This is a genomic window from Klebsiella sp. P1954 (assembly GCF_018199955.1).
Classification (GTDB): Bacteria; Pseudomonadota; Gammaproteobacteria; order Enterobacterales; family Enterobacteriaceae; genus Klebsiella; species Klebsiella pneumoniae.
The window spans coordinates 4082143-4106536 of sequence record NZ_CP073373.1 but is presented as its reverse complement, the minus strand read 5'-3'; the positions used below and the strand labels follow the sequence as shown (position 1 = coordinate 4106536).

Here is a 24394-nt window from a genome sequence, read left to right as displayed (position 1 = left end):
CTTACCTCCCCTTTTCGCGCTTTCGTTTCCCGGCTCATTATTACCCACTCATGCAAATAAGAATTATTTTCATTTATAAATAGCTTGTGCTATATAACATAGCAATGGCTATAAACGCTGGGAAATTAACCACACCATTGCGAGGGATCCTATGCTACACCTGACACCGCTGAAATCATTGCTGCTGGCCAGCGCGCTGGCTCTGCTGGCCGCGACGCCGGCCTCGGCGCAGGAGAAATTCAGGGTTATCACCACCTTCACGGTTATCGCCGATATGGCGCAGAACGTAGCCGGCGACGCCGCCGTCGTCAGCTCCATCACCAAACCGGGCGCGGAGATCCATGATTACCAGCCCACGCCCGGCGATATCAAACGCGCGCAGGGGGCGCAGCTGATCCTCAGCAATGGGCTTAATCTCGAACGGTGGTTTGCCCGTTTTTATCAGCACTTACAGGGCGTTCCGGAGGTGGTGGTCAGCGAGGGGATCCAGCCGATGGGCATCAGCGCGGGCCCCTATAGCGGGAAGCCCAATCCCCATGCCTGGATGTCGGCAGATAACGCCCTGATCTATGTCGATAACATTCGCGATGCGCTGGTGAAGTACGATCCGCCTCACGCCGACACCTATCGCCGTAACGCCGAGGCCTACAAAGAGAAGATCCGTCAGACGATGGCGCCGCTGCAGGCCAGACTGGCGCAGCTGCCGGCGGATAAGCGCTGGCTGGTCACCAGCGAGGGAGCCTTCTCCTATCTGGCCCGCGACTATGGCCTGCGCGAACTGTATCTGTGGCCGATCAATGCCGACCAGCAGGGCACCCCGCAACAGGTGCGCAAGGTTATCGACACCATGAAGAAAGAACGCATCCCGACCATCTTCAGCGAAAGCACCATCTCCGATAAACCGGCGCGTCAGGTGGCGCGGGAAGCCGGGGCCCACTACGGCGGCGTGCTGTATGTCGATTCGCTGAGCGCCGCCGACGGCCCGGTGCCGACCTGGCTCGACCTGCTGCGCGTCACCACCGAAACCATCGTCAACGGTATCCAGGACGGGATGAGGAAGCAGCCATGAATGCAGCGCAAGCGGGACTGTATGTCGACCAGCTCACCGTCACCTGGCGCAACGGCCACACTGCCCTGCGCGACGCCTCGTTCAGCGTGCCGCGCGGCTCCATTGCCGCGCTGGTGGGGGTTAACGGCTCGGGTAAATCCACGCTGTTTAAAGCGCTGATGGGCTTTGTGCGCGTTGGTCACGGCGAGATCGCCATACTCGGCCAGCCGGTCAACCGCGCACTGCGCCAGAACCTGGTCGCCTATGTCCCGCAGTCGGAAGAGGTGGACTGGTCCTTCCCGGTGCTGGTGGAGGATGTGGTGATGATGGGCCGCTACGGCCATATGGGCTGGCTGCGGCGGGCAAAGCCGCGCGATCGCGAGATTGTCGATGCCGCGCTGGCCCGCGTGGGCATGAGCGAGTTCCGCCATCGGCAGATTGGCGAGCTCTCCGGCGGGCAGAAAAAGCGCGTCTTTCTTGCCCGCGCCATCGCTCAGCAGGGTCAGGTGATCCTGCTGGATGAACCTTTCACCGGCGTCGATGTGCAGACCGAAGCGCGGATCATCAGCCTGCTGCGCGAGCTCCGCGATGAGGGCTGTACCATGCTGGTCTCCACCCACAACCTCGGGTCAGTGAGCGAATTTTGTGATTATACGGTGATGGTGAAAGGCACCGTGCTGGCCAGCGGCCCGACAGAAACCACCTTCACTGCCGAGAATCTGGAGCGGGCTTTCAGCGGCGTGCTGCGCCACGTCGCGCTCACAGGCGGGGAAGCGCAGGTTATCACCGATGACGAGCGGCCGTTTATCAGCCGGCGCGCGGCGGGAGGCCCACGATGAGCTGGCTGCTGGAGCCGTTTGGCTATCACTATATGCTCAATGCGATGTGGGTGTCGGCGCTGGTGGGCGGCGTCTGCGCCTTTCTCTCCTGCTACCTGATGCTCAAAGGCTGGTCGCTGATTGGCGACGCCCTCTCCCACTCGATTGTACCCGGCGTCGCCGGGGCCTATATGCTCGGCCTGCCCTTCGCGCTCGGCGCATTTCTCTCCGGCGGTCTGGCGGCAGGCAGCATGCTGTTTTTGCAACAGCGGTCGCGGCTAAAAGAAGATGCTATTATCGGGCTGATCTTCTCCTCCTTCTTCGGGATCGGGCTGTTTATGGTGTCGCTGAATCCGACGTCGGTGAATATCCAGACCATCATCCTCGGCAATATTCTGGCCATCGCCCCGGAGGATATTATCCAGCTGGCGGCGATCGGCTTTATCTCAATGGCGATTCTGCTGCTGAAATGGAAAGACCTGATGGTGACCTTCTTTGATGAACACCATGCCCGCTCGATTGGCCTGAACACCCGCGGCCTGAAGCTGCTGTTCTTTACCCTGCTGGCCGCCTGCACCGTGGCGGCGCTGCAGACCGTCGGCGCCTTTCTGGTCATCTGCGTGGTGGTCACTCCCGGGGCTACCGCGTGGTTGTTAACCGATCGCTTCCCGCGCCTGCTGGCTATCGCCGTGTCTATCGGCAGCCTGACCAGTTTCTTCGGCGCCTGGCTCAGCTACTATCTCGACGGCGCCACCGGCGGCATTATCGTGGTCGCGCAAACGCTGCTGTTCCTCATCACCTTTATCTTCGCGCCGAAGCACGGCCTGCTGGCCAGCCGCCGCCGCGCCAGGGAGGCCGCATGCTGAACCTGTTCCTGGCCCCGTTCCAGTTTCCTTTTATGGTCAATGCGATAGCGATATCGATCGTCGTCGCCATTCCCTGCGCGCTGCTGTCGGTGTTTCTGGTGCTCAAAGGCTGGGCGCTGATGGGCGACGCCATGAGCCACGCGGTCTTTCCGGGCGTGGTGCTGGCCTACATTATCGGCATCCCCTTCGCCATCGGCGCGTTTATCGCCGGTCTGCTGTGCGCCGTGACGACCGGTTTTCTCGACGATAACAGCCGACTCAAGCGCGATACCATCATGGGGATTGTCTTCTCCGGCATGTTTGGCGCCGGACTGGTGCTGTACGTAGCGATCCAGTCCGATGTTCATCTCGACCATATCCTGTTCGGCGATATGCTGGGGATCTCCCTCAGCGATATTGGGCAAACGACGGCGATCGCACTGGTGATTGCGTTGATTATCGGTCTCAAATGGCGGGATTTTTTGCTGCACGCCTTCGATCCAACGCAGGCTAAAGCCAGCGGCCTGCGCGGCGGACTGCTGCACTACGGCCTGCTGTGCATGATCGCCCTGACCATCGTCGCGACGCTGCAGTCGGTGGGGATTATTCTGTCGATTTCGCTGCTGATTGCCCCCGGGGCGATCGCGCTTCTGCTGGTGAGACGCTTTATCCACGCCCTGCTGCTGGCGGTAGCGGTGGCCATCGGCTGCTCGGCGGGAGGGGTGTGGCTGGCGTTTTATCTCGACAGCGCGCCAGCGCCGACTATCGTGGTGCTGTTTACCGCGCTGTTTGTGGTCGCCTTTGTCGCAAGCACGATCCGCGATAGTCAGAAACAGAAAACTTCAGCAATTATCCCCGGTGGCGGCTAACGCCTTGCCGGGGCTACAAGAGCACGACTTGTCGCCCGGCTGCGCAGCGCTGACCAGGGAAAGCCGCTACTTTTTCGGTCGATATTTTTCCGGCAGCGGCGGCACCGGGCGCCTGTCGTCCAGCAGATGGCGAACAGTGAGGATCGGGTGGCGCCAGAGCATCCGCGGCCCGGCCCAGCGCATAATCTGCTTCATCTCCTCGCGCTTCGCCGGCTGGTAGCAATGCACCGGACACTGCTTGCAGGCCGGTTTGTTCTCGCCAAACACGCACTTATCAAGGCGCTTGTCAGCGTAGGCGTTCAGCGCCTGATAGTGCGCATCATCGGCCTGCGCCTCGGGACTACGCCGCTGGTAGAGGGCAATCATCCGCTGAATCGTCATTTTTTCCCGTTCGATACGCTTCCCCATCTCCCTGCCTTTCGTCTTTTTTAAGATGCATTTATCATACACCTTAATATCCATACCCGACCAGACTCACTGCTTCAGATGCTGAATCAACTGCAGGGCTGCCCCGGACAGAACCCCGAAATGGCTGTAGGCATAGAAATCCCGGATAAAAACGCTGCCCTCGAGCTCAAACGGGCGCAGCAGGCCAAGCGCTTCTTCGTGTCGGTAAACCGGGGCCGGCATCGACGTTAACAGATCGCTCTCGCACAGAAAGGCCTTAATGGCCGAGGATGAGGCGCACTCAATAACCGGTTGCGGACAGGGCAACTGCCGGGCGCGAAAGATATCCGCCAGGATGTTCATTGGCGTACTAGACGGCGGCGGCATGATCCACGGATAGTCCAGCATCGCCTCCAGGGTGACGTCCGCCGCCTGATGCAGCGGGTGATGCTGCCTGGCGACGATGCAGATCCGGTCCTGCCAGTTAATTTTGCCCCGCACCACGATTTTCTCATCATGCGGTAAGGGACCGCAGAGGGCGATATCGATGTCGTGCATCAGCAACAGCTTATACAGCTCGGAGTCAATGCGGTCGACGATCCGCAGATGGATCTGGGGATGGTGCTGATGGAAAGCCGCCAGCTTATCGATGAAATGGCTGGTCAGCAGACTGGAAACGCAGCCAATCCGCAGAATGCCTTTCCCGGCGCCACGGATGAGCTCAATTTCCTCGCGCGCCTTTTGTTCGGTATTCAGCATCGTCAGCGCGTAGGGTAAAAAGGCGCTGCCATATTCGCTCAACGCCATGCCGTGCTTATGTCGTTCGAATAAGGATGCGCTCAGGTCCGCTTCCAGGCTCAATAGCAGTCGGCTCAGTCCCGACTGGGTGATCCCCATTTTCTCTGCGGCCAGGGTCATATTGCCTTCGCGGGCGACGGTAATAAATGCCTGAATCTGCTTAAATTTCATTGGCATGATATTTACTCATTGAATAAACGGTTTTTGCATTTCCCCTGCGCCCTTTTTTAGCGAATAAATATCGCTATCAATACGCTCAAAAATCACCGGAACGCATACTTCAAAAGGATTTATTTATCTCACCACCCACGGCAAAACACATTTTTGAACCGAAGATAATTTATAATGAGAATATATCACCATGACACAGAACAATATTCTATTAATTTCAGGCGCTATATTACCGGTCATCATTACCGTCATCATCGGCTATATTAGCGGTAAACGAAAAGACTTTAACTGGCAGCAGGCAGGAGACATCAATAAAATTGTGATGCTCTACGCATTGCCGCTAAGTATTTTCAGCAATATGGTGATGACGCCGCGACACATCGTCATGACCATGGGCCCGGTCGCCGTGGCTATCATCCTGGCGCTGATTCTCAGCTTCGTCATTCCCTTACTGGTCGCCCGCTATCTGTTTCGACGCGACCTCGCCCTCAGTACGCTGCAGGCGCTGGCCATCGGCTCGCCGGCAGTCCCGTTTATCGGCACCTCGGTGCTGGCCTTTTTATTTGGCACCGTCAGCGCGTCGCTGATCACCGTGTCCAGCATCACGCAAAACGTCTTCCAGCTGCCGCTGGTGATGATACTGATGTCGGTCGCCACCGGCGATAAGAGCCAGCATATTTCCTTTGGCGCACGGGTGGTGAACGCCATTAAACAACCCGTGGTCTGGTCGCCGGTGATCGCCCTGATCATCGTGCTGGCGGATATCCATATTCCGCAGACTATCTCGATGTCGCTGGGTCTGCTGGGCAAAGCCTCTGGCGGGCTGGCGCTGTTTGCCGCCGGGATCGTGCTCTATACGCGCAGCATTGTTATCACCACCGCTACCATTATCACCGTTATCGCCCGCAATATTCTGGTCCCCGGCGCCTGCTATCTCATTTTATTAAAAATGGGCTTCAGCATGGAGCAAATAAAGGAAGTCGTATTGACGATGGCTATCCCGGTAGGCTCCATCGCGATAATTATTGCTATGCAGTATAAAACCGGCGAGCAGGAAATGGCCTCGACGATGGCGCTGAGTATTATTGCCTCCATCATTACGATGGGCGGATTTATTTTCTTAACCTTTTAATTACCGCGATTACACCGCGTGAATACGGAGAGAATATGGCCTCTATCACATTATCGGCTGCTGAACTGTTACTGCATCGGCTACAGGCGCTGGACGTGGCGTATATTTTTATCAACTCGGGCACCGATTATCCTCCAGTCATTGAAGCCTGGGCAAAGGCCCGGGCGACCGGGCAAAAGGTACCGGAGTTAGTGATCTGCCCGCATGAAAACGCCGCCATCGGCATGGCCCATGGCTATTACCTCGGCACCGGCAAGGTGCAGGCGGTGATGGTTCACACCAACGTCGGGCTAGCCAACGCCGCCTGCGGCGTCATCAATCTGGCGAACAGCAATATTCCGGTGCTGATTTTTGGCGGCCGCACGCCGATAAGCGAACATTCCCACTTCGGCTGCCGTAATACGCCGATTGGCTACGGCCAGGAGATGCGCGACCAGGCGGCGCTGATCCGTGAATCCGTAAAGTGGGATTTTGAACTGCGGCTGGCCGATCAGATCGGCGAGCATGTTGACCGGGCCTGGGCGATCGCCAGCTCCCTGCCGAAAGGGCCGGTCTACCTGAGCTTACCGCGTGAGCCACTGTGCGAAACCTTTGCCGTCGATGAGGCCGCGCTGCAGGCTGGCCCTTCGCAGCAGCCGGTCCGCTATGCGCCAGTCCGGGAAGATATCGCCCGTGCAGCCGAGGCAATCGCCTGCGCCAGACACCCGGTCATCTTCGCCCAGCGCGGCGCCCGAACGGCGGAAGGCTTTGCGCGCCTCGATAGTCTGGTGCGCGAATGGGCGATCCCTCTGGTGGAATACTGGGGCACCGAGGTTACCCTAAGCGCCGATAATCCCCTGCTCGCCGGGGCTGATCCCAGCGTCTGGCTCGCTGACGCCGATGTAATTCTGGTGGTCGACTCGCAGGCGCCATGGATGATCGCCGAGGGCGACTGTCGCCAGGACTGCACCGTGATCCAGATGGGCCCCGATCCGCTCTTCTCCCGCTACCCGGTGCGCGGCTATCGCGCGGACATCAACCTGGCGGGCGAGACCGATGAAGTCTTCAGCCTGCTGGAAGAGGCGCTGCGCCCGCTGCAGGCCGCCCGCCAGCAGCATGTGGCGGAGCGGGCGGCATATACGCAGAACCGCATCCAGCAACAGAAAAACCAGCGCGACGCGCTTCTCCATGCCAGCCAGACCGGGGCCATTACCAAACCCTGGCTCAGCTACTGCCTCGGCCATCTGGCTAATCAACACCGCGGCCGGATCGTTTCTGAACTGACCACGCTGCCGCAGTTTGCCGGACTGACCCATGCCGAGAGCTATTACCAGGAAGCGCTGGCCGGCGGCCTGGGCGAAGCCCTGCCCATCGCGCTGGGGCTGCAGCTTGCGCGCCGGGAAGAGCTGATTATTGCCGCCGTCGGCGACGGGTCGTACCTGTTCGCCAACCCTGCGGTCTGCCACCATATTGCGGAGGTAATGAAGCTGCCTGTCCTCGTCGTGGTCGGAAATAACGGCGGATGGGGCGCGGTCGCGGGCGGCACCAAAGCGCTCTACCCGGACGGCTACGCGGCCCGCGCGGAAACCATTCCGGCCACCGCCTTTACCACCTCGCCGGATTTCGCCGCGATCGCCGCCTCCAGCCGCGCGGCGGCCCTGTCGGTTTCCCGGGCCGAAGATCTCCCCGGCGTGCTGGAAGAAGCGGTATCCCTCATACGCACCCGCCGACAGAGCGTGCTGGTTGACGTGCAGTTAGCCCGCTAACGGCTTCTCCTCCGGGCGCTTGTCGTCCGGAGGGGGTTGTCACCCCTTCTGGTCACCTTTATCCACATGGCCCAGCGGCTTCTCTGGGAAGCAGACATCGCGCACCCGGCGTTTCAGCTCGGCCGCATCCGGAAAACCGCCATCCTGCTTGCGCTCCCAGATCTGCTGACCGTCGACATCGATCGTGAAGATCCCGCCGGTCCCCGGCACCAGCGTCACCGAGGCGATGTCGGTGCTGAAGGTATGTAACAGCTCCTGCGCCATCCAGCTGGCGCGCAGCATCCAGTTGCACTGGGAACAGTAGGTGATGGTGATGGCCGCTTTTGAGTTCATCGTCGTCTCGCTAAGTCTGAAAGGGCAAATTGTAAACAAAGTGCAGTTTAAATGAAGAACACATGATTATTTTGTTGCAAACGATAATACCTATCATTACCATTCGCAATCAACAAATGGAGTGAGACCCCATCCGCAACGGAAAAGACGGAGCAACCTGCATCTCTGGAAGTAACGCGTGAGCCGATACTAATAACGATCAAGGCGTGGCGACTATGTACAAATCGACTCCGTCAGCAGCATGGTGTAAAAAACGCCTGCTGGTGACCTCTTTGTTTGCAGCAATTTATCAGACTTCTGCCATCGCAGCAGACACTTCCGCCGTTAGCGGCGAGGCGGTGGATGACACCTCGGAACAAATGACCGTCACCGCCCCCGCGCCGGTGCAGAAAGCCGGTAGCGAACACAGCATCAGCGCCCGGGAGCTGGAGGATAAAGGCGCTAACGATTTTGGCTCGATCATGCGCTATGAGCCGCTCATCAGCGCCACCGGGGCCAGCGGCGGCTCCGGCAACGGCAAAAGCGGCTTCGACCGCGGAGGTTACACCGGCTACAACATTCGCGGTATGGAGAGCAACCGCGTCGGCATCGACGTGGACGGTATCGCGCAACCCAACGCCACCGGCCGCGGCTACGTCGGCCGCGCCGGGCTCAACACCTTCGGCATCGGCCGCGATTATATCGACCCGTATATGTACGGCAGCGTGGATATCCAGTCCGGCGCCACCTCGACGGAAACGGCCAACAGCGCTATCGGGGGGAATGTCTCCTTCCGCCCGAAATCAGCGGATGATTACCTGCGTCCGGGCAAGACCAGCGCCTTCGGCTACCGCAGCGGTTACGACTCTGCGGATCGCAGCTGGCACAACGGGGTGACCGTCGCCGGCGGCGATGAGTTCCTGCGCGGGATTTTGGTCTATAGCCGCCGTGACGGCCAGGAAACCGAAAACAACAGCGGCACCGTCGACGCCTACCCGGCGAACTGGCACTCCGATGCTTTTCTGGCCTCCGGGATCTGGCAGCCTAACGATGAGCACAAGCTGACCAGCACCTTCGACTATTACCATAAAACCAACCACACCCACTACGATACCTGGGACTCCAGCGGCAACAGCACCATCGGCACCGCCAACCAGACCAGCCAGACCCGGCGCTGGGGCCTGAGCCTGAAGGATGACTGGACGCCGATGAACGACTACCTCGACAGCGTCTCCACAAAAATCTACTACCAGCATACCGAAGCCCATGACTGGACTTATATGCCGGACAGCGTCACCCGCAGAATGCAGACGGTGAACTCTAACTACGATACCGACACCTGGGGCCTGCAGACCGCGCTGGCGAAAACCCTGGGCCGCCACGATCTGAGCGCCGGTTTCAACGCCAGCACCAGCAAAACCCAGCGGCCGTTCAGCCAGTCGCCGATCCCCAGCGTTTACAGCGAGATCATGCAGCCGGAGGCAGACAGCCGCAGCTACACCCTCGGCGGCTTTGTCCAGGATAAGATCAACTTCGATCTCGACAGCCACAACTTCGCCGTTATTCCCGGCGTGCGCGTGGTGCATCAATCGACTAAGCCGGAAAATCTGTCCGATCTCGCCGCCAACAGCAGCGTGCTGAGCGAATCGTCGGTGGCGAATCTGTACGGCAAAAACAGCGATACCCAGGTTCTGCCGTCGTTGACCTTCCAGTACGACCTCACCCCGCGCCTGATGACCTACCTGCAGTACCAGCGCGGGGCGCAGTTCCCCAACGCCAGCCAGCTGTATGGCTCCTGGAACCTCGGCTCCAGCTACGCCGGCAGCCAGCAGTATGCCCTGATCGGCAATACCGATCTGAAGACGGAAACCAGCGATAATCTCGAGTGGGGGCTGAAAGGGGAAGTTACCGAAGGCATCACCCTGCGCACGGCGCTGTTCTACAACAGCTATAAGAACTTTATCGCCTATACCCGCTATACCCGCGCCAACAATCCGGGCCAGTTCACGAATGTGCCGTCGAACATCTACACCATTTATCAGGCGGAAAACCGCGATAAAGCCTATATCTACGGCGGTGAGATTAGCACCAAATTTAACTTTGGCACCTGGTTTGAGCAGGTGGACGGCCTGAGCGCCACCCTCGCCCTCGGCTATAGCGAAGGGAAATCGAAATCCAGCTACAGCGGCGATAAATACGTCGACCTCGACAGCGTGGCGCCAATGAAAGCCATCGTCGGCGTGGCGTGGGACGATCCGGCGAAACGCTACGGCACCGCCCTGACGGCGACCTTTGTCAAAGGGAAACAGGCGACCGCCACCAACCGCGAAAGCTACAGCAACAGCGGATCCGCCATCACCGATGCCAGCAGCGACTATATGCGCGTGCCGGGCTACGGCATGCTGGACTGGACCGCGTACTGGCAGGTGGCGAAAAACGTGCGCCTCAATGGCGGGGTCTACAACCTCACCGATCGTAAATACTGGGATTACCTGAGCAGCCGCAATATCGAGACCGGCACCAACCAGGACGCCAACGATAAAGCGCTGGCGGTGATGCCGGGCCGGACCTGGCAGCTGGGCGTCAACGTCGACTTCTGATTGCCCGAATAATAACGCACCTGCCCCCGGCCCGCCGGCCGGGGATATTCATCGTCGAGAAGGATATGATTATGCCAAATGCACACCCTGACCTGTGGCAGCGCTACCAGGCCACCAAAGCGGCCAGTACCGCGAAATATGCCCGCGATATCGCCGCGGAAATGGGGATCAGCGAAGCCGAGCTGACCGCCGCCCGCCTCGGCCATGATGCCGTGCGCCTGAGCGATGACGCCCGGGCGCTGATTGCCGCCCTGGAGCGCGTCGGCGAAACCAAATGCATCTGCCGCAACGAGTATGCCGTGCATGAGCAGGTGGGCCAGTTCACGCACCAGCACCTCAGCGGCCACGCCGGGCTGGTGCTGAACCCGCGCGCGCTCGACCTGCGTCTGTTCCTCAGCCAGTGGGCCAGCGCCTTCCATCTGAACGATAATGGCCGTCAGAGCATCCAGTTTTTCGACCACCACGGCGACGCCCTGCTGAAAGTCTATGCGACCACGCAGACCGACATGACGGCCTGGGAGACCCTGATCGCGGAATATCGGGTGGCGGCGCCGGCACCGCTGACCCTGCGCCCGCTGGAGCCGGTGAAATATGCCGATACCGCCGACGGCGCCGCCCTGGAGAACGACTGGCGCGCGATGACCGACGTTCACCAGTTCTTTGGTCTGCTGCGTAAATATCAGCTTTCCCGCCAGCAGGCCTTCCGTCTGGTGAGCGACGACCTCGCCTGCCGCGTGGATCGCCATGCGCTGCCGTCGCTGCTGGAGACGGTGCGCCAGGAGGGCAATGAAATCATGATTTTCGTCGGCAATCGCGGCTGCGTGCAGATCTTTACCGGCGCCCTGGAAAAGCTGGCCCCCATGCGCGGCTGGCTGAATATCTTCAATACTACTTTTACCCTGCATCTGCGCGAAGAGAGCGTCGATGAAGTGTGGGTGACCCGCAAGCCGACTTCGGACGGACACGTCACCAGCGTCGAACTGTTCGCTAAAGACGGCACCCAGATTGCCCAGCTCTACGGCCAGCGCAGCGAGGGGCACCCCGAGCAGACGCAATGGCGCCAGCAGGTAGACCGCCTGACCCGTGAAGGGCAGCCCGCATGATGCGCTGGTTACTGCTCTTGATCGCTTTCCCGCTGCTGAGTCACGCCGCCGTTGAGCGGCTCGTCACACTCGGCGGAGATGTCACTGAGATCGTTTATGCCCTTCACGCGGAGGAGAGCCTGGTGGCGCGGGACAGCACCAGCAGCTGGCCCCCGGCGGCGCAAAAGTTGCCGGACGTCGGCTACCTGCGACAGCTGAACGCCGAGGGGATCCTCGCGTTACGCCCGCAGCTGGTGTTAGCGAGCGCCCAGGCGCAGCCCTCGCTGGTCTTACACAAAGTGCAGGCGAGCGGGGTGAAGGTGGTGAACGTGCCGGGCGGCGAAAGTCTGTCCGCGATCGATAACAAAGTTGCTGTCATTGCCGAAGCGTTAGGCAAAACGGCGGCAGGCGACGCGCTGCGCCAGCAGCTTCAGCAGCAGATCGCCGCCATTCCCACGCAGCCGGTTGCTAAGCGGGTGCTGTTTATTCTCAGCCACGGCGGAATGAATACCCTGGTGGCCGGACAGCATACCGCGGCCGATGGCGCCATTCGCGCCGCCGGATTGCAGAACGCGATGCAGGGCTTCGACCACTATCGCGCCATGTCGCAGGAAGGGGTCGCCGCCAGCCAGGCGGATCTGGTGGTGATCTCCGCCGATGGTCTCAAAGGGATGGGCGGCGAAGCCGGGCTGTGGAAACTGCCCGGCCTGGCGCAGACCCCGGCGGGGCGTCATAAACAGCTGCTGACGATCGACGATATGGCCCTGCTGGGCTTCGGGCCGCGCACACCGCAGGCGATAATCGCGCTGAGAAACAAAGCGGAGCAGTTGCCCTGATGCGCCCTGCCCTCGCTCGCCGTTTGCTGCTGATGACGCTGCTGCTGGTCTCCCTGACGTTGTTTGCCACCACCCTCGGCGCCATGCGCTTGCCGCTGGTCAACCTGCTGCCTTCCGGGGATGACATGCTGCGCCATATCTGGCTGACCATCCGTCTGCCGCGGGTGCTGCTGGCCCTGCTGGTGGGCGCGGCGCTGGCCCTCTCCGGCTGCGTGATGCAGGGGCTGTTTCGCAACCCGCTTGCCGACCCGGGCCTGCTGGGCATCAGCAGCGGCGCCGCGCTGGCGGTGGCCAGCTGGCTGGTGCTCCCGTTCTCCGCTGCGGGGCTGATCGCTCTGTATATGCCGATGCTGGCGGCGTTTATTGGCAGCCTGGCGGTGATGGTGGTGATTTTCATCCTCAGTCGGGCGGAGGAGGGTTCGCTGTCGCGCCTGCTGCTGGTGGGGATCGCCATCAACGCGCTGTGCGGCGCGCTGGTCGGCGTCCTGTCCTGGCTGAGCAATGACGCCCAGCTGCGCCAGCTGTCGCTGTGGGGAATGGGCAGTCTGGGCCAGGCCGAATGGCCGACGCTGCTGGTGGCCGCGACCTTGATTATCCCGGCGGCGCTGGCGGTGTGGTGGATGGCGTCCCGCCTCAATCTGCTGCAGCTTGGCGATGAAGAGGCGCACTATCTTGGGGTCAACGTGCAGGCGCTGCAGCGCTGGCTGCTGCTGTGCAGCGCGGTGCTGGTGGCCGTCGCGGTGGCCATCAGCGGAGTCATCGGCTTTATCGGCCTGGTGGTGCCGCACCTGATGCGCCTGTGGCTGGGACCTGACCATCGCGGACTGATCCCCGGCTCGCTGCTGGCCGGCGCGATCCTGCTTCTGCTGGCCGACACCCTGGCCCGCACCGTGGCGGCGCCGGCGGAGATACCGGTCGGTCTGCTCACCAGCCTGCTGGGCGCCCCCTGGTTTCTGTGGCTGGTCTTTCGTCGGGAGAACTCCAGACATGGTTAATGAATACTGCGCCCAGGGGCTGTCACTTCACCTTGGTAAACGACAGATTATCGACAACGTCTCCGTCGCGCTGCGCGGCGGCGAGATGACGGCGCTTATCGGGCCGAACGGCGCCGGGAAATCCACTCTGCTGCGCCTGTTGACCGGCTATCTGACTCCGGACAGCGGCACCCGCCATCTTGCAGGCAAGCCGCTGGAGGCCTGGTCCCCCGAGGCGCTGTCGCGCCGGCGGGCGGTCATGCTGCAGCGAACGGCCCTGCAGGCCGACTGGACGGTGGAAACGGTCATTGCCATGGGACGCTCACCGTGGGGCGCGACGGCGGATCCGGCGGTGCTGGCGGCGGTGATGGCCGTCACCGGCTGCGATGGCCTTGCCGGTCGCCGCTATCCCGGCCTCTCCGGCGGCGAGCAGCAGCGGGTACAGCTGGCCCGCTGTCTGGCGCAGCTATGGCGCGACGGCGCGCCGCAGGGCTGGCTGTTTCTCGATGAGCCCACCTCGGCGCTGGACCTTTACTATCAGCAGCACCTGCTGCGTTTGCTCAAACGGCTCACCGCCGGCGGGCAACTGCACGTCTGCGTGGTGCTGCATGACCTTAACCTCGCCGCCCTGTGGGCCGACCGCATCCTGCTGCTCCACCAGGGCCATCTGGTCGCCCAGGGCACGCCGCAGGAGGTGATCCAGCAGCCGGTTATCCATCGCTGGTACGGGGCGGATGTCCGCCTCGTCCAGCACCCGGACAACGCGGTCCCCCAGGTTTATCTGGCGCCATAATCCCCGCGCGGCGCAACTGGAATCCGGATCGCGCCGCGCTTACGCTTTCTGGCAATAATTGCCTGCATTATATTATTGAGGGTCATTTATATTTAAAATCTATACCAATGGCGTAATAACCCAATGAAATATTTACGACAGCTATTTTTAAATATAAACCATCATTACAGAGAAGATATTTCCCGTATTAATCCAAAAACGACACATTGATTATTTACTGCGCTTAATCAACTCGATACACTGTTTTCTTACTAATGATAATAGAGGGAAGAAGAAGCATGGCTATTCCAGGTAATATGTGGATATACGACGACGGTGGGGCACTAATCAAAGGTGGTTGTGATGTTGCAGACAGGGAGTTCAGCATCGAATTTAAAGGGTTTCATCACAATCTCTCCATTCCCACTGATAATGCCACTGGCAAGCCTACCGGCACTCGTCAGCACTCACCAATGATCATCGTTAAAGAATTCGACTATTCCAGTCCATACCTCTACAAAGCAGTAGCTACTGGTCAGAACCTGAAATCTGCTGAAATCAAATGGTATAAAATCAGCGATGCTGGTCAAGAAGTGGAATACTTCAATATGCTACTTGAAGGCGTCCGAATCGTATCAATATCTCCTACAATGGCTTCCCCAGAAGACAAGAACAACAATCATCTTGAATCTGTCGAACTTAGATATGAGAAGATCACCTGGAAACATTGTGACGGAAATATAATTTTCACCGATGCCTGGAATGAAAGACAAACAGCATAATAGATGAGCAAATGGATACGACAGAAGAACTAAATGGAACCTATTTCTATCACGGACAATCCAATCTTTCGGCTGGTGAACTTTTTGATGTCATTTTTCTTGAACAATTTTGTGACGAACTTGGCATTGGTATTGAATCTGGTGCCGCTATCCTCGCCGGGCAACCTTGGCTAAAAACCAGAACAAAGCCAGGAGAGGCAATAAAAGGAACAAGTGTTGTTTCTAAATATGGAAGGATGCTTCTGAGAAATGCAAAAACTCCATTTGGTATTAGGGTTCCTACACCCGTTGGTGTAAGAATGAGAAAAACGAATAGTCTTGCTGCTGTTATCGCCCGTTATGTTCCGTGGTTAGGTTGGATAGGACTTGTAAACTCAATTTATCAAGTTTCAAGAAAAACTCAGGAAAAATACAACCTAATAGCTCGCCCCAAAGACCGTATACAATGGACATCCTTTTAATGAAAAGCATTCAAGATCAGGTTTTAGACTTGTTTAAAGATGAGATCTCAACCCGTTTAGATAAAAATTGGAAAGAAATCCCATTGGAACTTGATTATGACTTATTTGATGCTCCCGGCGACGATCTGCATGACGCTTTAAATAAATTTGAACAAAAATTTAATGTTGATCTTTCCAGTGTTAAATGGTCGTGTTATTTCCCTTGGGAGAATACTCCAATGCTAACTCGGTGGTTTAAAGTAAAACGAGAAGATGTAGAAAAAACGCGTAAACCTTTAACTATCAAAATGTTTGCCGAATCAGCAAAAGCAGGTAAATGGCTTTACGACTAAATAGCTGCGCGGAATAGTAGATCACTGAAAGGGAACTCAGCCCGGATTGTGCGATCTGATCAATCGCCAAACCAACCAAAACCACCAACCGGACTGAGCGATGCCGATCATAGCACCAATACCCCGTGGCGAACGACGCCTGATGCAGAAAGCTATTCATAAAACGCGCGATAAAAATCATGCCCGCAGACTCACGGCCATGCTGATGCTTCATCGGGGTGAACGGGTCAGCGATGTTGCCAGAACTCTCTGTTGTGCCCGTTCATCCGTTGGTCGCTGGATTAACTGGTTTACGCACTCAGGTATTGAAGGCCTGAAATCCTTACCCGCAGGGCGCTCCCGACGCTGGCCTTTTGAACATATCTGCACCCTGTTACGTGAGCTGATAAAGCATTCTCCCGGCGATTTTGGTTATCAACGTTCACGCTGGAGCACCGAATTACTGGCAATAAAAATCAACGAGATAACCGGTTGCCAGTTACATGCAGCAACCGTTCGCCGCTGGTTGCCATCTGCGGGGCTTGTATGGCGCAGGGCCGCGCCAACTCTGCGTATCCGTGACCCACATAAAGATGAAAAGATGGCGGTAATCCACAAAGCGCTGGATGAATGCAGCGCAGAGCATCCGGTATTTTATGAAGATGAAGTGGATATCCACCTTAATCCTAAAATCGGTGCGGACTGGCAGTTGCGCGGACAGCAGAAACGGGTAGTGACTCCGGGGCAGAACGAAAAATACTATCTGGCCGGCGCACTGCACAGTGGCACGGGTAAAGTTAGCTACGTGGGCGGCAACAGCAAAAGTTCAGCGCTGTTTATCGCTCTGCTGAAGCACCTGAAAGCCACTTACCGGCGGGCGAAAACAATCACGCTGATCGTTGATAACTACATTATCCATAAAAGCCGCGAAACACAGCGCTGGTTGAAAGCAAATCCCAAGTTCAGGGTAATTTACCAGCCGGTTTACTCGCCGTGGGTGAATCATGTGGAACGGCTATGGCAGGCACTTCATGACACGATAACCCGTAATCATCAGTGCCGCTCAATGTGGCAGTTACTGAAAAAGGTCCGCCATTTTATGGAAACCGCCAGCCCATTCCCCGGAGGAAAACATGGTCAGGCAAAAGTGTAGCGGTATTAGGCGCAGCTATTTAGCAACCACAAGCCGTTGTCGTAACGAGGTCTACGGCCAGAAGGCAGAACAACATCGACGGCGAACGTAATGTATGAAGACGATCGCGTGGCGGCGGTTCAATTACTGTGACGGTACCCCGCCCCCTCTGCAACTGGAATCCGGATCGCGCCGCGTGCTTTCGTCGGTTTCCCTCACCTGCCCATCTCCGTTATTATGTCTCATCCATGTGATAACGACGACAACTACAAAATCGCAGCCATTTAAAATCAGGGATCTGGATAACACCCCATGAGCACAATTGACAATCTCGACGCCCACACGCCGATGATGCAGCAGTATCTCAAGCTAAAGGCGCAACATCCTGACATTCTGCTGTTTTACCGGATGGGGGATTTTTACGAGCTATTTTATGACGATGCGAAACGCGCCTCGCAGCTGCTCGATATCTCGCTGACCAAGCGCGGCGCGTCCGCGGGCGAACCCATTCCGATGGCCGGCATCCCCCACCACGCGGTGGAGAACTACCTCGCCAAACTGGTCAATCAGGGCGAGTCGGTGGCCATTTGCGAGCAGATTGGCGACCCGGCCACCACCAAGGGACCGGTCGAGCGTAAAGTGGTGCGTATCGTCACCCCGGGCACCATTAGCGATGAAGCGCTGCTGCAGGAGCGCCAGGACAACCTGCTGGCCGCCATCTGGCAGGACAGCAAAGGCTTCGGCTACGCGACGCTGGATATCAGCTCCGGGCGCTTTCGTCTGAGCGAACCGGCCGACCGCGAAACCATGGCGGCAGAGCTGCAGCGCACCAACCCGGCGGAACTGCTGTATGCGGAAGATTTTGCCGAATCGTCGCTGATCGAGGGCCGCCGCGGTCTGCGCCGTCGCCCGCTGTGGGAATTTGAAATCGACACCGCGCGCCAGCAGCTAAACCTGCAGTTCGGCACCCGCGATCTGGTCGGCTTCGGCGTCGAAAACGCCCCGCGCGGCCTGTGCGCCGCCGGCTGCCTGCTGCAGTATGTCAAAGACACCCAGCGTACCTCGCTGCCGCACATCCGCTCCATCACCATGGAACGCCAGCAGGACAGCATCATTATGGATGCCGCCACCCGCCGTAACCTCGAGATCACCCAGAATCTGGCCGGCGGCACCGACAACACCCTGGCCTCGGTACTCGACTGTACGGTGACGCCGATGGGTAGCCGGATGCTCAAGCGCTGGCTGCATATGCCGGTCCGCGATACCGCCGTGCTGGTGGAGCGCCAGCAGACCATCGGCGCGCTGCAGGAGCGCTATACCGAGCTGCAGCCGGTGCTGCGCCAGGTCGGCGATCTGGAGCGTATTCTGGCGCGTCTGGCGCTGCGTACCGCCCGGCCGCGCGATCTTGCCCGCATGCGTCATGCCCTGCAGCAACTGCCTCTGCTGCGTGAGCTGCTGGCCGACGTTGACAGTCAGCCGGTGCAAAAATTGCGCGAGAAAATGGGCGAGTTCACCGAACTGCGCGAACTGCTGGAGCGCGCGGTGATCGACGCCCCGCCGGTGCTGGTCCGCGACGGCGGGGTCATCGCCCCGGGCTATAGCGAAGAGTTGGACGAGTGGCGGGCGCTGGCCGACGGCGCCACCGATTATCTCGATAAGCTGGAGATCCGCGAGCGCGAGCGGCTGGGCCTCGATACCCTGAAAGTCGGCTACAACGCCGTCCACGGCTACTACATCCAGATCAGCCGCGGCCAGAGCCACCTCGCGCCGATCCACTACGTGCGCCGCCAGACGCTGAAAAACGCCGAACGCTACATTATTCCTGAGCTGAAGGAATACGAAGATAAGGTGCTGACCTCCAAGGGCAAAGCGCTGGCGCTGGAAAAACAGCTTTATGACGAACTGTTCGACCTGCTGCTGCCGCATCTCGCCGATCTGCAAACCAGCGCCAGCGCGCTGGCCGAGCTGGACGTGCTGGTCAACCTGGCGGAACGTGCGGAAACCCTGAACTACTGCTGCCCGACCTTTAGCGATAAGCCGGGCATTCGCATCAGCGAAGGCCGCCATCCAGTGGTCGAGCAGGTGCTGAAAGAGCCGTTTATCGCCAACCCGCTGCAGCTGGCGCCGCAGCGGCGGATGCTGATCATTACCGGGCCGAACATGGGCGGTAAAAGTACCTATATGCGCCAGACCGCGCTGATTGCGCTACTGGCCTATATCGGCAGCTACGTCCCGGCGCAGAAGGTGGAGATCGGGCCCATCGATCGCATCTTCACCCGCGTCGGCGCGGCGGATGACCTGGCCAGCGGCCGCTCGACCTTTATGGTGGAGATGACTGAAACCGCCAATATCCTGCACAATGCCACCGAGCATAGCCTGGTGCTGATGGATGAGATTGGCCGCGGCACGTCCACCTACGACGGGCTATCGCTGGCGTGGGCCTGTGCGGAAAATCTGGCCAACAAAATCAAGGCGCTGACGCTGTTCGCCACCCACTACTTCGAGCTCACCCAGCTGCCGGAGAAAATGGAAGGCGTCGCCAACGTCCACCTCGACGCCCTGGAGCACGGCGATACCATCGCCTTTATGCACAGCGTGCAGGACGGCGCGGCCAGCAAGAGCTATGGCCTGGCGGTAGCCGCGCTGGCGGGGGTGCCGAAAGAGGTGATCAAGCGCGCGCGGCAGAAACTGCGCGAGCTGGAGAGTATCTCGCCCAACGCGGCGGCGACCCAGGTCGACGGCACGCAGATGTCGCTACTCGCCGCCCCGGAAGAGACCTCGCCTGCGGTTGAGGCGCTGGAGAATCTTGATCCGGACTCCCTGACCCCGCGTCAGGCGCTGGAGTGGATCTACCGTCTGAAAAGCCTGGTCTAGCCACCCATTAAGGTGAAAAACGGCAGCGCTGTGAAGCGCTGCCGTTTTAGTAAACAAAAAAATGGGTGCTAGAGGATGCGTCCTGACAACCCATACGCGGGGTTGCCCTCGCGCGGATGCTACTTCTTCGATTCGTAAGCGAGAACAGCTTTAAACTCAATATTACGCTCTTTAATACTCAGCTCGCATAGTGAGCTGTGCACCAACAGCGTAAATCCCAGTACCGTAATACAGAGTACGATGATTGCCACAAGGGCATATTTTGTCAGCATATCTTGCCTCCCTGCAAAGAAGAGACTAACATCTGAATTGTCTATGTTCATTCGCTAGCCTCAGTTGATAGAAATATCTCCTGGGGCTTTCGTCTGTCTGGGGTCCTGGTAATGCTCAAGGCCAGACAGCCTCAAGCACCCGCCGCAATTCTACACTCGTCAGGGCGTGAAATTTATCTGCAAGGAATTAATCAGACGAATTTTATAATAATCTGAATGCAGGCTCGCAAAGTCATCCCGGTATATTAACCCTTCACGTAATTTTTTAATTTAATGAAAAAATAATTTCCATAATTGTACTAAATATAAAAAAGGCCCGACTTAGCGGGCCCCTTTCATTAACGCTTATCTTCCGGCAATAGCGGCGGTACGTGCGGCACCTGCGGCGCCTCATCGATATCTTTCTGCGTCATGCGGAACGCTTCCGGATAGTGTTCGCGGCTGGTGCGGCGCAGCGGCTCGGTATCTCGCCAGGTGTAAAGACAGTGCTGGCACTGATACACGGTCCAGACCCCTTTCACCGGCGAGGTCGCCATGACTTCAATCTTTTCATCGGCGCAACGTGGACAAATCATCTTCTTCTCCTTATTTACGGTTGGCCAGCATAGCGGTCAGTTTTTCAGCCCAGGCTTTGGTTTCCGGCAGATCCTGCACCGGCTGGCTGTAGTGGCCGCGAAGGTCCGGCGCAACCGGGGTGGTGGCGTCGATAATCAGTTTGTCGGTAATGCCTGCCGGGCTGGAGCCTGGGTCAAGTTCAAGGACCGACATGTTCGGCAACTGCACCAGGTCTCCCGCCGGGTTAACCTTCGAGGAGAGCGCCCACATCACCTGCGGCAGGTTGAACGGGTCGACGTCTTCATCAACCATGATCACCATCTTCACATAGCCGAGGCCGTGGGGAGTGGTCATCGCCCGCAGGCCCACCGCGCGGGCAAAACCGCCGTAGCGTTTTTTGGTGGAGATGATCGCCAGCAGACCATGGGTGTACATGGCGTTGACCGCCTGCACTTCCGGAAATTCGGCCTTCAGCTGCTGATACAGCGGTACGCAGGTCGCCGGGCCCATCAGATAGTCAATCTCGGTCCACGGCATACCGAGGTAGAGCGATTCAAAAATCGGTTTGCTGCGATAAGAGACTTTGTCGATACGCACTACCGTCATGTTACGACCGCCGGAGTAGTGACCGGTAAATTCACCGAACGGCCCCTCGATCTCACGCTTACGCCCTTCAATGACCCCTTCGAGGATCACTTCCGAACCCCAGGGCACGTCAAAGCCGGTCAGCGGCGCGATAGCGATGGGATACGGGCTCTCGCGCAGCGCGCCAGCCATCTCATATTCAGACTGATCGTATTTCAGCGGCGTGGCGCCCATCAGGGTAATAATCGGGTCGTTACCGAGGGTAATGGCGATCGGCAGATCTTCCCCACGCTCTTCCGCTTTGTGCAGATGCAGCGCGATATCGTGCATCGGTACCGGCTGCAGGCCGAGCTTGCGCTTGCCTTTCACTTCCATGCGGTAGATACCGACGTTTTGCTTACCGAAGTTATCTTTATCCAGCGGATCGCGTGAAACGACACAGGCTTTATCGAGGTAGAAACCGCCGTCACCATCATTGAGGCGGAACAGCGGCAGAATATCGAACAGGTTGATATCATCGCCATCAACAGTATTTTCTGCCCACGCCGGGTTGGCGCGGCGCTCTGGCGTCACCGGGAAGTTATCCCAGCGGCGAATGAACTCATCAATCTGCTTTTTCACCGGCGTGTTAGGCGGCAGGCCCAGCGAGATGGCATGGTTCTGCCACGAGCCGATGGTGTTCATCGTCACGCGAGCGTCGTTAAAGCCGCGAATATTATCGAACCACAGCGCCGGGGCACCGTCGCCGATGCGTCCGGTCGCATTGGCGGCCGCCGCCAGATCGGGCTCAGCGTTCACCTCTTCACTGATTTTCAGCAGTTGTCCCTGGTCATCCAGCGCCTGCAAAAAGCTGCGCAAATCATCAAAAGCCATTATTCGATCTCCTGTGCAAATTGTTCTGCCGTGCGCAAGCCGTTCCAGCGGCGCGCTTTGTGATAGTCGAGGCCAAACTGATCCAGCACCCGGGTGACGATATGATTGGTGATATCGTCAACCGTCTCCGGGTGGTTGTAGTAAGCTGGCATCGGCGGGACCATCGCCACGCCCATGCGGGACAGCGCCAGCATGTTCTCCAGATGGATCGTGCTGAGCGGCATTTCCCGCGGGACCAACACCAGCTTGCGCCCCTCTTTGAGCACCACGTCCGCCGCGCGGCCCACCAGCCCTTCGGCATAACCCGCGCGAATGCCTGCAAGCGTTTTCATACTGCAGGGAATAACGATCATGCCGTCGGTACGAAATGAACCGGATGAGATGGTGGCGGCCTGGTCTGCCGGGCTGTGGGAAAAGTCCGCCAGCGCGGCCACTTCGCGCGCCGTCCAGGGCGTTTCCAGCTCGATGGTGGTTTTGGCCCATTTCGACATCACCAGATGGGTTTCCACCTCCGGCATATCGCGCAGCGCCTGCAGCAATGCCACCCCAAGCGGTGCCCCGGTGGCCCCCGTCATCCCAATAATCAGTTTCATTCCAGACCTCATTACTTTTGTTCGTGTACGAACTTTATATTTAAACTACCCCCTCCAACTCTTATTGGCAAGATCGTTCGTATACGTGCGCATTTTTAATCAAAACGCAGAAAGGGTATAAAAAGGCGTACGAACGGCTATCATAGAGGTGACAGTTTTGTTACGGAGTATTCATGGAGTTACGAAACGAAGCATTCCACCTGCTGCGCCAGCTTTTTCAACAGCATACCGCCCGCTGGCAGCAGGCGTTGCCGGACCTGACTAAACCTCAGTATGCGGTGATGCGCTCGGTAGCGGAGCACCCCGGGATCGAACAGGTGGCGCTGATTGAAGCGGCGGTCAGCACCAAGGCTACGCTGGCGGAGATGCTCAGCCGAATGGAAGCGCGCGGCCTGGTGCGCCGGGAGCACGATCCGGCCGATAAACGCCGCCGTTTTGTCTATCTGACCGACGAAGGCGAGGCGTTGCTTAACCGTTCCATTCCGCAGGGCAATGAGGTCGATGACGAGTTTCTCGGCCGCCTGAGCGATGACGAGCGCGAGCAGTTCTCCCGACTGGTGCACAAAATGATGGCGCCCTGAACGGGCGCTTAACCGACCTTCTCGCGCAGGAAGTCAATAAATGCCCGCACCCGGGTCGGCAAATGCTGAGAGTCGGGATAAAGGGCATACACACCCTGCTGTGGGAAATGGTATTCCGGCAGGAGCGGCACCAGCTCCCGCTGCGCCACCTTTTTGGCTACCAGCCATGCGGGCAGCAAGGCGACGCCGCATCCCGCCAGAGCAAAGCTCATCAGCGCCGTAGCGCTATCAGCAGAAAACCGCGGCGCGCTGGCTATCGCGAAATCCACCTCTGTCTGGTGATCCGTGCGCAGCTGCCAGCGCAGCGGCGTCGGCAGGCGCTCGTGAATAATCCACTCAGCTTGCGCCAGATCGGACAGCGTCTGCACCGGATGGCTTGCCAGCCAGGCCGGAGAGGCGACGGGCAGGATCGCGAAACTGGCTATCCGCGTCGCCCGATAGCGGGAATCGGCCAGCGTACCGAGGCGTATCGCCACATCAAATCGTTCTGAAATGAGGTCGGCATGATGGGAGGAGGAGACGTGGCGCACCCGCAGCGCCGGATGACGACGGGCGAACGCGGCCAGCGCTGGAATGATAACCTGCGCGCCATACTCCGGCGTGGTGGTGATCCGTAGCTCCCCGCTTAAGCCGCTATGGCTGGCCCGCACCTCATCCTGGAGATTTTCCGCCGCGTTCAGGAGCGCTACCCCGCGCTGATAGAACAGCACCCCGGCGTCAGTGAGCCGCAAACGCCGCGTCGAACGCAGCAGCAGCGTCACCCCCAGCTCATTTTCCAGCTGCCGTACGTTAAAGCTGACCACCGCCTTGGTCTGCCCCAGCGCCGCTGCGGCCAGGGTGAAACTGCCGGCATCTACCACGGCGATAAACATGGTCACGCGCTGAAGATTAAGCATCGTCGTCCGGATGATTGTCAAAAATATTCAGACAGTATATCCCGATTAGTCCCGTTTATCCCTCGCTGCGGCAGGTTTACAGTAGCCGCC

General features: G+C 58.6%; 25 protein-coding genes. 17 read left to right on the top strand and 8 right to left on the bottom strand.

The annotated features are described in order from the left end of the window. Positions 1 to 151 precede the first annotated feature (151 nt). Genes KB890_RS19780 through KB890_RS19765 form a run of 4 tightly spaced genes read left to right on the top strand, consistent with a single transcriptional unit; the run spans position 152 to position 3580 of the window. Complete coding sequence (locus KB890_RS19780) at positions 152 to 1069, top strand: metal ABC transporter substrate-binding protein (protein ID WP_002915032.1); 918 nt, start codon at positions 152 to 154, stop codon at positions 1067 to 1069. Next, the gene (locus KB890_RS19775) at positions 1066 to 1887 is read left to right on the top strand and encodes a manganese/iron ABC transporter ATP-binding protein (protein WP_004181057.1); all 822 of its coding nucleotides are present in this window, start codon (positions 1066 to 1068) and stop codon (positions 1885 to 1887) included. The genes KB890_RS19780 and KB890_RS19775 overlap by 4 nt, the downstream gene beginning before the upstream one ends. After that, positions 1884 to 2732, top strand: a complete 849-nt coding sequence (gene sitC / locus KB890_RS19770; RefSeq protein ID WP_004193683.1) for an iron/manganese ABC transporter permease subunit SitC — start codon at positions 1884 to 1886, stop codon at positions 2730 to 2732. Before KB890_RS19775 ends, sitC begins: the two co-directional genes overlap by 4 nt. After that, the gene (locus KB890_RS19765) at positions 2726 to 3580 is read left to right on the top strand and encodes a metal ABC transporter permease (RefSeq protein WP_004181059.1); all 855 of its coding nucleotides are present in this window, start codon (positions 2726 to 2728) and stop codon (positions 3578 to 3580) included. The genes sitC and KB890_RS19765 overlap by 7 nt, the downstream gene beginning before the upstream one ends. A 66-nt stretch (positions 3581 to 3646) precedes the next feature. On the opposite strand, the gene KB890_RS19760 is transcribed toward KB890_RS19765, so the two are convergent. Then, on the bottom strand, positions 3647 to 3988 hold the full coding sequence (locus KB890_RS19760; protein ID WP_004193741.1) for a nitrous oxide-stimulated promoter family protein: 342 nt from the start codon (positions 3986 to 3988) through the stop codon (positions 3647 to 3649). Between the two features lie 66 nt (positions 3989 to 4054). Next, on the bottom strand, positions 4055 to 4942 hold the full coding sequence (locus KB890_RS19755) for a LysR family transcriptional regulator (RefSeq protein ID WP_004181063.1): 888 nt from the start codon (positions 4940 to 4942) through the stop codon (positions 4055 to 4057). A 184-nt stretch (positions 4943 to 5126) separates the two neighbouring features. Here KB890_RS19755 and KB890_RS19750 point away from each other — a divergent pair, with 184 nt between their 5' ends. Both KB890_RS19750 and KB890_RS19745 read left to right on the top strand, forming a co-directional pair. After that, a complete protein-coding gene (locus KB890_RS19750) occupies positions 5127 to 6068 on the top strand; it encodes an AEC family transporter (protein WP_002915041.1) in 942 nt (313 codons plus the stop codon). Positions 6069 to 6103: 35 nt separating this feature from the next. Further along, on the top strand, positions 6104 to 7813 hold the full coding sequence (locus KB890_RS19745) for a thiamine pyrophosphate-requiring protein (protein ID WP_004181065.1): 1710 nt from the start codon (positions 6104 to 6106) through the stop codon (positions 7811 to 7813). A gap of 39 nt (positions 7814 to 7852) precedes the next feature. Here the strand turns inward: KB890_RS19745 and KB890_RS19740 are convergent, their stop codons facing one another. Next, positions 7853 to 8146 carry an Rdx family protein gene (locus KB890_RS19740; RefSeq protein WP_002915045.1) on the bottom strand — a complete coding sequence of 98 codons (294 nt, stop codon included), beginning with the start codon at positions 8144 to 8146 and terminating at the stop codon, positions 7853 to 7855. 215 nt (positions 8147 to 8361) lie between these two features. On the opposite strand from KB890_RS19740, the gene KB890_RS19735 reads away from it, so the two are divergent. From KB890_RS19735 to mutS, 10 genes are all read left to right on the top strand, one after another. After that, the gene (locus KB890_RS19735) at positions 8362 to 10725 is read left to right on the top strand and encodes a TonB-dependent receptor domain-containing protein (protein ID WP_017879808.1); all 2364 of its coding nucleotides are present in this window, start codon (positions 8362 to 8364) and stop codon (positions 10723 to 10725) included. A gap of 71 nt (positions 10726 to 10796) precedes the next feature. Further along, complete coding sequence (locus KB890_RS19730) at positions 10797 to 11828, top strand: hemin-degrading factor (protein ID WP_004181070.1); 1032 nt, start codon at positions 10797 to 10799, stop codon at positions 11826 to 11828. Then, positions 11825 to 12643, top strand: a complete 819-nt coding sequence (locus KB890_RS19725; protein WP_004181072.1) for a heme/hemin ABC transporter substrate-binding protein — start codon at positions 11825 to 11827, stop codon at positions 12641 to 12643. Before KB890_RS19730 ends, KB890_RS19725 begins: the two co-directional genes overlap by 4 nt. After that, positions 12643 to 13638: a FecCD family ABC transporter permease gene (locus KB890_RS19720; RefSeq protein ID WP_004174663.1), complete on the top strand. Its 996-nt coding sequence runs from the start codon at positions 12643 to 12645 to the stop codon at positions 13636 to 13638. Before KB890_RS19725 ends, KB890_RS19720 begins: the two co-directional genes overlap by 1 nt. Further along, positions 13631 to 14410 (top strand): heme ABC transporter ATP-binding protein, encoded by a 780-nt coding sequence (locus KB890_RS19715; protein WP_004149516.1) that lies wholly within the window; start codon positions 13631 to 13633, stop codon positions 14408 to 14410. Before KB890_RS19720 ends, KB890_RS19715 begins: the two co-directional genes overlap by 8 nt. A 278-nt stretch (positions 14411 to 14688) precedes the next feature. Beyond that, positions 14689 to 15171: an Hcp family type VI secretion system effector gene (locus KB890_RS19710; RefSeq protein ID WP_002915094.1), complete on the top strand. Its 483-nt coding sequence runs from the start codon at positions 14689 to 14691 to the stop codon at positions 15169 to 15171. 11 nt (positions 15172 to 15182) lie between these two features. Beyond that, complete coding sequence (locus KB890_RS19705; RefSeq protein ID WP_004188736.1) at positions 15183 to 15632, top strand: STM2901 family protein; 450 nt, start codon at positions 15183 to 15185, stop codon at positions 15630 to 15632. Further along, positions 15617 to 15964, top strand: coding sequence for a DUF1493 family protein (locus KB890_RS19700; protein WP_008806210.1), 348 nt, complete (start codon positions 15617 to 15619; stop codon positions 15962 to 15964). Before KB890_RS19705 ends, KB890_RS19700 begins: the two co-directional genes overlap by 16 nt. Positions 15965 to 16064: 100 nt before the next feature. Then, a complete protein-coding gene (locus KB890_RS19695; protein WP_004176137.1) occupies positions 16065 to 17096 on the top strand; it encodes an IS630-like element ISEc33 family transposase in 1032 nt (343 codons plus the stop codon). Positions 17097 to 17387: 291 nt separating this feature from the next. After that, positions 17388 to 19949 carry a DNA mismatch repair protein MutS gene (gene mutS, locus KB890_RS19690; protein ID WP_004151059.1) on the top strand — a complete coding sequence of 854 codons (2562 nt, stop codon included), beginning with the start codon at positions 17388 to 17390 and terminating at the stop codon, positions 19947 to 19949. Positions 19950 to 20068: 119 nt separating this feature from the next. On the opposite strand, the gene KB890_RS19685 is transcribed toward mutS, so the two are convergent. From KB890_RS19685 to KB890_RS19670, 4 genes are all read right to left on the bottom strand, one after another. After that, the gene (locus KB890_RS19685) at positions 20069 to 20221 is read right to left on the bottom strand and encodes a Hok/Gef family protein (RefSeq protein ID WP_002915097.1); all 153 of its coding nucleotides are present in this window, start codon (positions 20219 to 20221) and stop codon (positions 20069 to 20071) included. Between the two features lie 338 nt (positions 20222 to 20559). After that, positions 20560 to 20796: a non-oxidative hydroxyarylic acid decarboxylases subunit D gene (locus KB890_RS19680; RefSeq protein ID WP_002915098.1), complete on the bottom strand. Its 237-nt coding sequence runs from the start codon at positions 20794 to 20796 to the stop codon at positions 20560 to 20562. Between the two features lie 10 nt (positions 20797 to 20806). Continuing rightward, the gene (locus KB890_RS19675) at positions 20807 to 22234 is read right to left on the bottom strand and encodes a non-oxidative hydroxyarylic acid decarboxylases subunit C (RefSeq protein WP_004181079.1); all 1428 of its coding nucleotides are present in this window, start codon (positions 22232 to 22234) and stop codon (positions 20807 to 20809) included. Continuing rightward, complete coding sequence (locus tag KB890_RS19670) at positions 22234 to 22827, bottom strand: non-oxidative hydroxyarylic acid decarboxylases subunit B (protein WP_002915099.1); 594 nt, start codon at positions 22825 to 22827, stop codon at positions 22234 to 22236. Before KB890_RS19670 ends, KB890_RS19675 begins: the two co-directional genes overlap by 1 nt. Before the next feature lie 173 nt (positions 22828 to 23000). On the opposite strand from KB890_RS19670, the gene KB890_RS19665 reads away from it, so the two are divergent. Then, complete coding sequence (locus tag KB890_RS19665) at positions 23001 to 23408, top strand: MarR family winged helix-turn-helix transcriptional regulator (RefSeq protein ID WP_002915102.1); 408 nt, start codon at positions 23001 to 23003, stop codon at positions 23406 to 23408. A gap of 8 nt (positions 23409 to 23416) precedes the next feature. Here the strand turns inward: KB890_RS19665 and KB890_RS19660 are convergent, their stop codons facing one another. Further along, on the bottom strand, positions 23417 to 24304 hold the full coding sequence (locus KB890_RS19660; RefSeq protein ID WP_004181081.1) for a LysR family transcriptional regulator: 888 nt from the start codon (positions 24302 to 24304) through the stop codon (positions 23417 to 23419). Between the last annotated feature and the right edge of the window lie 90 nt (positions 24305 to 24394).